This window comes from Clostridioides mangenotii TR, assembly GCF_000498755.1.
Taxonomy (GTDB): Bacteria; Bacillota; Clostridia; order Peptostreptococcales; family Peptostreptococcaceae; genus Metaclostridioides; species Metaclostridioides mangenotii_A.
On sequence record NZ_AXUS01000012.1, the window covers coordinates 83,593 to 95,059 of the forward strand.

12 protein-coding genes are annotated in these 11,467 nt (G+C 30.1%); all 12 read right to left on the reverse strand.

The window, feature by feature from the left end:
- Positions 1 to 31: 31 nt before the first annotated feature.
- The gene (locus T473_RS0107790; protein WP_051365888.1) at positions 32 to 1,345 is read right to left on the reverse strand and encodes a four-carbon acid sugar kinase family protein; all 1,314 of its coding nucleotides are present in this window, start codon (positions 1,343 to 1,345) and stop codon (positions 32 to 34) included.
- Positions 1,346 to 1,362: 17 nt separating this feature from the next.
- A complete protein-coding gene (locus T473_RS0107795; protein WP_024621405.1) occupies positions 1,363 to 2,124 on the reverse strand; it encodes a DeoR/GlpR family DNA-binding transcription regulator in 762 nt (253 codons plus the stop codon).
- A gap of 288 nt (positions 2,125 to 2,412) precedes the next feature.
- Positions 2,413 to 3,096: a dethiobiotin synthase gene (gene bioD, locus T473_RS0107800; RefSeq protein ID WP_024621406.1), complete on the reverse strand. Its 684-nt coding sequence runs from the start codon at positions 3,094 to 3,096 to the stop codon at positions 2,413 to 2,415.
- Entirely contained in the window at positions 3,093 to 4,052 is a 960-nt protein-coding gene (gene bioB / locus T473_RS0107805; protein WP_024621407.1) for a biotin synthase BioB, read from the reverse strand. The genes bioD and bioB overlap by 4 nt, the downstream gene beginning before the upstream one ends.
- Positions 4,049 to 4,618: a biotin transporter BioY gene (locus T473_RS0107810; protein ID WP_024621408.1), complete on the reverse strand. Its 570-nt coding sequence runs from the start codon at positions 4,616 to 4,618 to the stop codon at positions 4,049 to 4,051. The genes bioB and T473_RS0107810 overlap by 4 nt, the downstream gene beginning before the upstream one ends.
- Positions 4,619 to 5,132: 514 nt before the next feature.
- On the reverse strand, positions 5,133 to 6,323 hold the full coding sequence (locus tag T473_RS0107815; protein ID WP_024621409.1) for a putative manganese transporter: 1,191 nt from the start codon (positions 6,321 to 6,323) through the stop codon (positions 5,133 to 5,135).
- A 75-nt stretch (positions 6,324 to 6,398) separates the two neighbouring features.
- Positions 6,399 to 7,238 carry a 4-hydroxy-3-methylbut-2-enyl diphosphate reductase gene (locus T473_RS0107820; protein ID WP_024621410.1) on the reverse strand — a complete coding sequence of 280 codons (840 nt, stop codon included), beginning with the start codon at positions 7,236 to 7,238 and terminating at the stop codon, positions 6,399 to 6,401.
- Between the two features lie 11 nt (positions 7,239 to 7,249).
- Positions 7,250 to 7,846 (reverse strand): lysophospholipid acyltransferase family protein, encoded by a 597-nt coding sequence (locus tag T473_RS0107825; protein WP_024621411.1) that lies wholly within the window; start codon positions 7,844 to 7,846, stop codon positions 7,250 to 7,252.
- Positions 7,847 to 7,875: 29 nt separating this feature from the next.
- Positions 7,876 to 8,526, reverse strand: a complete 651-nt coding sequence (cmk, locus tag T473_RS0107830; RefSeq protein WP_024621412.1) for a (d)CMP kinase — start codon at positions 8,524 to 8,526, stop codon at positions 7,876 to 7,878.
- A gap of 25 nt (positions 8,527 to 8,551) precedes the next feature.
- On the reverse strand, positions 8,552 to 9,766 hold the full coding sequence (locus tag T473_RS0107835; protein ID WP_024621413.1) for a BaiN/RdsA family NAD(P)/FAD-dependent oxidoreductase: 1,215 nt from the start codon (positions 9,764 to 9,766) through the stop codon (positions 8,552 to 8,554).
- A gap of 39 nt (positions 9,767 to 9,805) precedes the next feature.
- Positions 9,806 to 10,447, reverse strand: a complete 642-nt coding sequence (locus T473_RS0107840) for a histidine phosphatase family protein (protein ID WP_024621414.1) — start codon at positions 10,445 to 10,447, stop codon at positions 9,806 to 9,808.
- Positions 10,448 to 10,569: 122 nt separating this feature from the next.
- Entirely contained in the window at positions 10,570 to 11,232 is a 663-nt protein-coding gene (catA, locus tag T473_RS0107845; RefSeq protein ID WP_024621415.1) for a type A chloramphenicol O-acetyltransferase, read from the reverse strand.
- Positions 11,233 to 11,467: the final 235 nt, after the last annotated feature.

An 11,467-nucleotide genomic window follows, 5' to 3' on the forward strand; every position in this document is an offset into this window, starting at 1 on the left:
CCTCATTTAGTCTAATCTTTTTATATCTAATTTATTTAACGTAGTATTGTGTTGAAATCTTAGTTAATAGATAATCTACACAAACTAGAAGTGTTTTTTCATCTCCGATAAGTCCACCTTTTGTAATAGCTGGCATATTATTGTATTTTCCACCGATAAATCTACCGTAAACTGCTAGTGGTATTACTTCATCTTTAATGTCTATACCTTCTACTTCTAATATCTTCATTACTTCCATAGTCACATCTCCACCACTTGTATAAAGTGCACCTATTGCTGAATGAGATATTTCTAAAGCTATTTCAGTAATTTTTGCAAGACCTTTGTTAATTTTTACAGATATAGCTTCTTCATCTATCTTTAATTCTTTGGATAAAGCTTTTAGATCTAGAACCTCTTCTTCCCTAGTTGTAGTAGATACTCCTAAGATATTAGATTTATTTGCTTCTAGCTTTTCTCGAATTATAGATATTACTCTATCTATTTCTTTATCTAATTGATTGTCATCTATTAGTTTTAATGGATCTACCTTTACAAAATCAGGGTTTCTGCTTACTAATAAATGTTCAATTTGACCTATTGTAGTTTTAGAGACACTTCCTATAGATAGGAATACTTTCTTTCCTTGTTCAACTGTTGAAGATCCATATTTTTCATTTAAATAACTTCTTGTAAACGGACCTGGATCAACTGTAATTACATTTAAATCACTCATTTTAGATGCTTTAGCTATTATATCAATATCGTCATTGGTAACGGCATCTATAACTATTATTCTGTTATTAGAATTAGCTAGATCTTTTATTTTATCGCATAAATTAATATGTCCTCTTAGAACTTCATTTACTCCAATATTTCCAACACTGTGTTTAGTTTGAAGTTTAATAATTTCGCTTATCTTAGAGTTTGTAACTGGGCATTTTGGATCTTTTGCTACTAGAGTCTTCTCAAGTGGAATCGAATTTACAAGTAAAAACCCACCAATTGATATTCTGGATGAATCTGGATACGAAGCCACTACTATAGCCACGCTATCTTTTACGTTGTCTAGTACTGCGTCTATTTCAGAACCAATATTTCCTCTAAGTGTACTATCTATTCTCTTTGCATAAGTTGGGTTTACATGTTTAACGCGATTTACTTCTTTTGCTACTTTGTCATAAGCTTCATTAGCTTTTATTCCTCTACTATCTGTACTTACTGCTACCACATCGTAGTTTTCCATATTGCTATCATTTAATAGATTGGAATCAATAAAACTCGAACATTTAAATCCCTCTTTTGCCAACAACACACTTGTTGCATTTGCACCTGTAAGATCATCTGCTATTATATATAGCTTCATAATTTTATACCTCCTATTTACACAAGCTGTAAACTTACTCCATTTTCTATAAGTGTTTCTTTTAAACTTTCTTTTATATCGCCATTTGTTATTACTAAATTGAAATCAGTCAGCTCACAAATTTTTGCAAAACTACTCTTTTCAAACTTAGTATCATCCACTACTAGTATTCTATACTCTGAAGATTTAAGCATTGTCTGTTTTACAAGTACTTTATCCATTGTAAAAGTAGATACATCTAGAGAGTTATTTATAGCACTAGCTCCTAAGAAGCAAATGTCAGCATTAATCTTGCTGATAAAATCTACAGTAGTGTTGTCTATACAACAACCTATGTCTGTTTGAACTCTACCACCAGTACAGTAGACCTCGATATTTTCAAATTTCATAAGGTAAGCAGCTATAAGTATATCTGTAGTTATTACCTTTAAATTTGATCTATCTACAAGATTTCTAGCTATTTCCATACATGTAGTTCCAGAATCAAGTAGTATTATTGAATTATCAGAAACTAACTTTGAAGCTTCAGATGCAATCGAAATCTTCTCATTGATCGAAATTTTTTCTTTTTCTTCATACGCAATTTCTTTAACTATATTAGAGCCAATGACTGCACCTCCGAAAACTCGTGTAAGCAGTCCATCGCTTTCCATTTTGTCGAGATCTCTTCTTATCGTCATAGGCGCTACATCACATATTTCTGCTAGCTCATTGACAGTTGCATTATTCTTGTCTAGTAAGTAGTTATAGATTTTTTTGTGTCTATTTATTTGAAACATGCTTTGCACCGTCCTTATTTATACTTTTGTTACTATGTGTGTTTGTGTGTTTGAATATGTTTGTTTATAGATATATATTTACATATTTATAGTAATAATGTCAATATATTAGTCGAAATATGTTTGTTTATTTTATAACTATTATTTAACAAATATAATCAAATTATTATATTAAGCATACTAAGTCAAAAAATACACCGATCAAATATCGATGTATTTTTAAAATATAAAATTATGCTTTATTAATCGAGCCTATAGATTTAGCTTATACACTTCATTAACTAGATTTCATCGACTAAATAATTCTAGACAATTTTCTATTGTCATTTCAATATCTGTATCATCTTTTTTAACACAGGCAATTACTTTTACTCCTGTTAAAAGCTCTATTTTTTCTTTATTATCTTCGTGCAAATAATTTTCCTTTTCGTAATTATTTAATATAATTCCTGCTATGCCTATGTTACAACTTCTTGCATATTCCACTGTTAGTGCAGTAGAATTTATAGTACCAAGATCAGATGAAGCAACTATTACAATATCTAATCCCATCATTTTTATTATATCAGTCAGGAGAATCTGTTCTGTATCGATTCTAAGTGGACAAAAAATCCCTCCGCAACCTTCTACTACTGTATAATCAAACTGATTTTCCAATTTTTTATAATGATCTATTATATCTTCTTTTTTAATTTTTATATTCTCTAGTTTCGAGGCCATATGTGGTGAAACTGGTGTTTTAAATACATAAGTTACTAAATCTTCATACTTATTTTTAAGTCCCGACTCCCTACATACGAAATCTACATCTCCTGGTATCAAAGTTCCATTTTCTACTATAGCACCACTTAGAACTGGCTTGTAGTATCCGGCATTTTTTTTATTTTTAATTAACGCTTTTACTAATAAACAAGAAATATAAGTCTTTCCAATATCTGTACCAGTTGCAGTTACAAATATTCCTTTACTCATATTCTATTCACCTCAAATCCAAGATTTTTTACTATTTCCATATCCTCTTTTATACTTATACCAGATGTAGTCAGCATATCACCTGATATTGCAGCATTTGCACCCGACATAAATGCCTTCTCTCCTTTATCTGTAAGTAGCCCCCTACCACCTGCAAGACGAAGTGCAGCATTAGGCAGTATAAATCTAAAGATAGCTACAACCCTTAGGATTTCATCATAATCAAGCACCCCTAAATCTCCATAGGGAGTTCCCTTTATTGGATTAAGTACATTAATAGGAACCGAATTGATATGAAGATCTTTAAGTTCAAATGCCATATCTATTCTATCTTCCATAGTTTCTCCGAGACCTATAATTCCACCGCTACACACTTCTAATCCAGCCTCTTGCGCATTTAAAATAGCTTCTACCTTGTCATCGAAGGTATGCGTTGTACAAATTTTGTTGAAATATTTACGCGAAGATTCAAGATTGTTGTGATACCTATTTACACCACAACTCTTAAGTTTTACAAATTGGTCATATGTTAAAAGCCCATGTGAAGCACAAAGAGAGATTTCACAACTTTCTTTGATTTCTTCATAACTAATACATATTTCACTTAATTCTAATTCCGATAAATTTCTGCCTGATGTTACTACTGAATACCTAAGTATCCCATTTTCATGATTATAAAGGGCTTCACGCTTGAGTTCTTTAGTATTTAAAAGAGGATACTCTTCTATATTTGCTGAGTAATGAGAAGACTGTGCACAGTATTTACAGTCTTCAGAGCATTTTCCACTTTTTCCGTTAACTATAGTACATATATCAAATGAATTATCGCAAAAATGAAGTCTAATTTCATTTGCAGCATTACAGAGTTCATCTAAATCAACATCTATAATTTTTAAAGCCTCTTGCTTTGTGATCTCATAACCAGATAATATTTGTTTCTTTAAATTAGTTATCATAGTGTATACTCCTTTTTTAGTACATGGCGTAATTGATTTGCAATACTTGACCCGACGATACATAAAATTACATCTCCTGGAATATCAAGTGGAAATGCAGACAACACTATCACACCTATAGGAGTAATTTCATTCATATATAAATTAAGAATTAAATATTTGTAAATAAAACCGATTAAATATGTAAAAAACATTCCTATAAATGAAATAATAAGGTATTGCTTGAAGCTTGGCGTTTTTATTTTTTCACAGATATATCCAATGACAAATGCACAGATGCTAAATCCTATTAAGTAACCAAAACTTGGCTTTAGTATGTATTGAATACCTCCACCTGCTGCAAAAACAGGAAAACCCATTAACCCTATAACGATATATATCGAAACTGAAATAGTTCCCAATCTAGGACCTAAAATCATCCCAGCCAATATTACGAAAAGGAACTGTAATGTGAAATAATCCATAAAAGGTATAGGTATCTTGATAAAAGCTCCAATTGCTATCATAGCTGTGAAAAGTGAACACAACACTAATTCTTTTGTATTTATAGCTCTATTATTTTGCATAAAAACTCCTTCTAAATATTAAATTGTTATCTAGATAATTTTTTGAAGATCACTCCATTTTCCAACTCGTTCATTATACTATTTAGATAAGATAGTGTAAACTTTACTCATCATTTTAATGCCTAATTTACATTATTTTGACTATGATAAATACATATAGATCAAATTTACAATAACAATACTTAAAGAAAATCCAAAAATAATCATTAGTTAGTAAATATTTTTAATATTTTTACTAAAAATACAAAGAAATTTTATTTTTTAATGTTTTCTTGCGTTATTTAAGTAAAAAACTTTATATATTAAATCGCGGCAATTCAGATTCATAGAGAAATAATCTACTATACTTTAAATATATAATGCTAAAAGATATGCATCTTTAAGTATGCATACATCAAAAAAATGAGCGATTGCTGTTTCTAGTTACATTGAATTTCGTAGGTGAAATCTTTATGTCATTAGAAACTATCAATCGCTCATTATTTAATATATAATTTTTTATTTTTTATACAAACTATCCAAATACGATATATACTATAACCCCAACAAATACAGCGGGAATGGTAGTTATTATCATTGACCACATTGCAGCTTTTTTATCCATAGCCAATATTGGGAATAGCGCATCGCCATCTTGTGAGATAGCATTTGCAACTAAAGCTCCTAGTGGAATATTTCCCTTTAGATAAAATGACATCAATACTATCTGTATACCACATCCTGGAATTAATCCTAGGGCCGCACCTATAAATACACTTACTACTCCTGTAGACAATACTAGATTTACTAAGAATTGATCTCCTCCAAATAAAAGTATAATTATATCATAAACAAAATACGCTACAAAAATCCAAGTTATTACAAATGAAATTTCACCTACTGAGTGAATTAACATCTCTCTAAGAGATAACTTTTTATTTTCAGCTTCATGCGTATTTTCGTTCTTAAATACCTTTTTAAAGCACCACATATACACTATTGATAAAAGTATACCTAAAACAGATATAAGCTCCTCTAATGTATGTATAGCTTCTTTAAATGGCAAGTTTAAACCAGAATGAGAAACCACCATAAACACAAATCCTATTATAAGCATAGAGATGTATACTTTATATCCTATGCCATGGGTTATAACAAAAGCAAAATTATTTACTGTTCCGTGCTCATTTGACAACTTATCCATAGTTGATCCTTCATGATTCTTGTCATCTATATGTACATGGCTGTGCCCATGACTGTGTGAGTGACTATGTCCATTATTTAACTTAATGTCTTTTTCTTCAGTCCTTTTTTTATTGTAAATTCCAAGACCAAGTTTTTCACCGAGTTTAAAACCATCAACTATGTAACCAGTTATAATACCAGTTATAGTTGTGAGTATTGTAATAAATATAAATAATTTAAAGTTAGCCGAAATTAAAACAAATGCGGCATCTCCTAAGCTCGCTATTAAACTCGCGATTATGGTTCCAAAGCTTAAATTTCCACTTATATAAAGCGGTACTATTGCTAAAGTACCTCCACAACCAGGTATTGCACCTATTAAGGCACCAAAAACTGGCTGATACTTCTTGTTGTTTGAAATGGCGCTAGTGAATTTACCACTTGTTTTGTGGTTGATATATTCAAAAAGCAATATGAAAAACCCAATCATTGATCCTACATGTAGAAAAGATTCTTCAGATGCAGATATTATAAGCTCCATAATATCATCTCCTATTTTTAAAATTAACTAATAAAATTCTAACCACATAGATCAATTAGTATACATTTTATTAAATTATAGAGATTTCAAGTAATCCAGTACGTCTTCTATTATCCAGTCTGGAGTCGATGCCCCAGCCGTAATTCCAACCTCACTGTATTTTAAAACCTCATCTTTATTTATTTCATTCTTAGTTTCTATTGCAAAAGTAGGAACGTATTCTTCACAAACTTTTACTAATTTTTGTGTGTTAGAACTATGTTTCCCTCCAATAACTATCATACAATCTACTTCCTTAGATAAATCTCTAGCAGCTTGTTGTCTAGATTTGGTAGCGGAACAAATTGTATCGTTGAACACAACTTCTTTTAAATTCTCTCTTAAAGAATTTGTAATTTCATTGTACAAAGCTGAATTTATTGTAGTTTGAGCTACAACACAGTATTTAAGTGAATTATCAAAATCTATGTCATTTAATTCTTCTAGCGTTTTGATAACTATTGCTGAGTCATCACACCATCCGTTTATTCCTATTACCTCTGGATGTTTAGCATCACCTATAACAATTATTTTGTACCCTTTATTGTAGTGCTCATTAGCTATATTATGTATCTTCTTAACAAATGGGCACGTTGTATCTATAATATTTATATCTTTTTCTACAGCTTCATTGTAAATCTTTTCAGCAACCCCATGCGATCTTATTATCATATTCATGTTTGAAGGCACATCATTAACTTCATCTACAGTTTTAAGGCCTTTTTCTTCATACTTAGTGACAGCTTGTTTGTTATGGATAAGGGGTCCTAGTGCATATATGTCGTCATCTCCACTCTCAACCTCATCCCAGGCCATCTTCATAGCTCTTTTAACGCCAAAACAAAATCCAGCGTTTTTTGATATTTTTATATTCATATCTATGCTCCCTATTTAGAATATTTAAAGTAATTATCTTTGATTACATCCAAAATATCTTGTGAAATTTTTTCATACTCTTCATTACTCAATTTTTTACCATAATACTGTTCTAAAGATATAGGTTCACCCATATAAACTACAGCTTTTCTAAATATTTTATAATTTGAGATTATACTTATTGGAACTACATTGGCTTTGCTTTTTATCGCAAATAAAGCAAGACCTGCTTTAGCATCTCCAAATTCATCTCCTTTAATCCTTTTTCCTTCTGGGAATATACCAAGTACATACCCGTTTTTAACAGCTTTTAAAATATTTTTTACAGTAGATACATCTGGCTTTTCTCTATTTATTGGAATTACATTTAATTTTTTAAGTATAAATCCTAATATTTTTATATCGAATAATTCTTTTTTTGCAACTGCTGCAATTTCTCTATTTAAAATTGATGCTGCTAAAAACACTGGGTCAAAATTAGATTTATGATTTGATGCTACGACCAAATTTCCCTCTTTCGGTATATTTTCAGCACCTATTATTTCATACCTAAAAAATACCTTACAAAACCCTCTAAACAGATATATAGCAAATTTATAAAAATTCAATTTTATCTCTCCTAACCAAAACTATTATTTTAGGCTTTTATTTTCGATACAACTTCTGCCACAACATTGTCAATCGTTTTACCTGTGGTGTCTATTTCTAACGCATCATCTGCTTTAACCAGAGGTGCAAATTTTCTACTCATATCCATTTTGTCTCTATCAACTATATCTTTAATTATTTCGTCAAGGTTTACGTCATAACCTTTTTCTTTCATCTCTTTAAATCTTCTAGAGCCTCTTTCTTCAGGAGTAGCTACAATATAAAATTTGTAATCGGCTTTTGGAAATACTACTGATCCAATATCTCTACCATCCAGTATTACTGAACTTTTTGATCCGATATCTCGTTGAACATCTACTAGCAAATTTCTTACTTCTTTAATTTTTGATACTTTAGATACATTGTTGCTTACATCTACAGTTCTGATTTCATCATTTACTATTTTATCATCTAAGTATATATTATTATCTCTAAAATCGATATCTGTACTTTTTGCTAATTTTACTACTTCATCTGTATTTTCTACATCTACATTATTTTTCAAACACTTGAAAGTTATAGCTCTATACATTGCCCCTGTATCTATATAGTTTATACCGAGTTTATCGGCAATAATTTTAGCTATAGTGCTTTTACCTGCTCCAGCAGGTCCATCTACAGCAATTACTAAATTATTCATACTAATACACCTCAATTTATATTTATTAAACGCTTAAACCTGCTAAATATCCAGTGGAAAAAGCTATTTGTAAATTGTAACCACCAGTTTCTGCATCGATATCGATTACTTCTCCTGTAATATACAAATTGTCTATTTTTTTAGACTCCATAGTAGAAGAATCTATCTCTTTTACAGAAACTCCACCAGAAGTTACCATTGCGGTATTCAGACCAGTTGTACCGTCACATACTAATTTCATATTCTTTATTTCTTCAATAATCATCTGCTCTTCAGATTTTGTCATCTCAGCTGCTTTTTTATCTGATAGATTTAATTTTATAATTATTTCTTTAGAGAAGTTTTGTGGTAAAATTTCTTTTAAATTGTTTACTATATTCCTACTAGGTTGTTTTTTAATTATATCTATTATCTCTGCGCCTGAAGTCTCTGGTAGGAAATCAATAGTTAACTCTACTTCATTTTCTTCTAACATTTTATTGATATATGAAGAAACTTTTAATATACATGGTCCTGTGATTCCAAAATGGGTAAATAGCATATCTCCCACTTTGTGGAATTTTTTCTTTTTTACCTTCCACATTACATCTACATTTTTCATAGATACTCCCTGAAGATTTTTAATCCACTGATCTTTTATTTTAAGTGGCACTAAAGCTGGATATATTTTCTTGATATCATGACCGTACTTCTCCAATACACTGAACATAGATCCATCCGATCCTGTATGGGTATAGCTCATACCACCTGTAGAGACAATCACTTTGTCTGAGTAGATTTTTTCTCCTGAATCAAGTATAACTCCTGCGACTTTAGAATTTTCTACTATAAAATCCTCTACTTTTTTGTTGTACATGATTTTAACTTTGTTATTTATAAGTATCTTATTTAAAGTATCTATTAATTCCACTGATTTATCATTTTTTGTATAAACTTTAAAATCATTATCTTCTTCAACCTTGTACTCAAGACTATTTTCTTCAAAAAATGAAATTAAATCCCTGTTTGTGAAAGTATAAAAACTACTGTACAAGAACTTCTTATTGGTAACTATTTTATCAAAAAAATCTTCTATTTCTCTGTAGTTTGTAAAATTACATCTTCCTCCGCCTGTGGCCTTAAGTTTTCTACCGAGTTCTCCATTTCTCTCAAGTAAAACAACTTCATGACCATTTTTTGCAGCAGTTATGGCAGACATGATTCCAGACGGCCCACCACCTACAACTAATATTTTAGACATAAAATTCTCCTCAAAATCTATTATTATAAAACTAATTCTCTATTCTAAAGCTGAGTTGCTTATATTTGTATGATTTGTTAAATGACTTGTATCATTCATCTTTTCAACAACTGGTCCATAATCTTTAAATTCTACTATATTAAGAGCTGTATTGTCCTGCTTAATTCTGTATACATTTTCCATTCCTGAGTTGAGGAAAGATAAAAGCATCACACGAAGCGTTATTGAATGCGTTACAAGTACAATGCGCTTATTATCGTATTTTTCATTTATTCCTTCAATAAATTCATCTACTCTTTCCTTGATTAAATGTAGAGTCTCACCACCAGGTATATTCACTAAATGTGGCTCATTTCTCCAAGTATTATAAATCTCTGCATAGTCTTTTTGAATTTCCTTTATAAGTAGACCTTCCCAAACTCCAAATCCCATCTCTCTAAGACCATCCGTTTTCTCTACTTTCAATCCAAGTCTATTTCCCACTATTTCTGCTGTCTGAACTGCTCGTCCTAAATCACTTGTAAAAACATAATCTATATTGTGATCAACTAAACTGTCAGCTAGTTGTTTTGCTTGGCTTTCTCCACTTTCTGTTAAGTCAGAGTTACCATGACCTTGAGTTTTTCCTTGTATATTCCAGTTTGTCTGTCCATGCCTTACTATATAAAATATATTTCCCATCATTTCCTCCTAATTTAAATCAATTTAAATAAATATGTATTATTATTTAACACTTCATTATACCATAAAAGCAAGTTATTAAAAATTTAAGTCCACAATGTTCTAATAAATCACCTCTTCTATTAATATTCTTTCTTAGTTAGCCATAAATTGTAATTTATCATAGTATCTTGTAAGCTACCTATAAATCTACTTACATGAAATCCATAGCAAACAGCATGATGAACCTGTATTGACAGTGGTAGCATAATCTTTTCATTTTGCTCGAAGTACTTCCCTATTGTAAATATAGGTAACAAAAACCTACTATCTGCAAAAATATTAAGATTAAATCCTGTAAAACTCACCCAAGGTAAACTTGAAATAGGAAAGACATTTTGAGGTGTATTCAACTGTGGAGTTAATTTCTTAGAATCTTTGTATAAATCTACTTCTTTGTTATAATTCTCGTAGAATTTATTAAAGCTATCATCGTACTTAACCCATATATCAGAAAAAGTCTCAGTCTCCTTGTTAAATATAGTAAAGCTTGGGTTTATTTCATCCCAAAACCCCAATCTACCGTTGACATAATAAGTTCTGAATTCACTGTAATTGTTAACGACCTTTGCAATTGCATATATAATTGATGGATAAAACTTCAAATTGTTAGACTTTATGTATTTTAAAGATTTTGTTATATCTATGTTTGATGTAACACTAAATGTGCACCTTACATTATTTAAATAATGATTGTAATGTTCTTTCCTATTCCAATCTTCTATATTTATTAAATTAAACTTTATTTTTACCTCCCAAAAGTCTTTTTATTTCAAAAATCTATATTTTCTAAACTATTACTAATTACCGATCTTTTAAACAACATTTGAGGAATAATATTACTATTCCTCAAAACTTTATTATACCAGATATAGATATATTTTTTTGCAGTTGTTGTATTATGTATATAAAAAATTTATAAATTTATCATAAAGAACGATATTAGAACTAAGCACATATAGACAATCTGTTATATATATT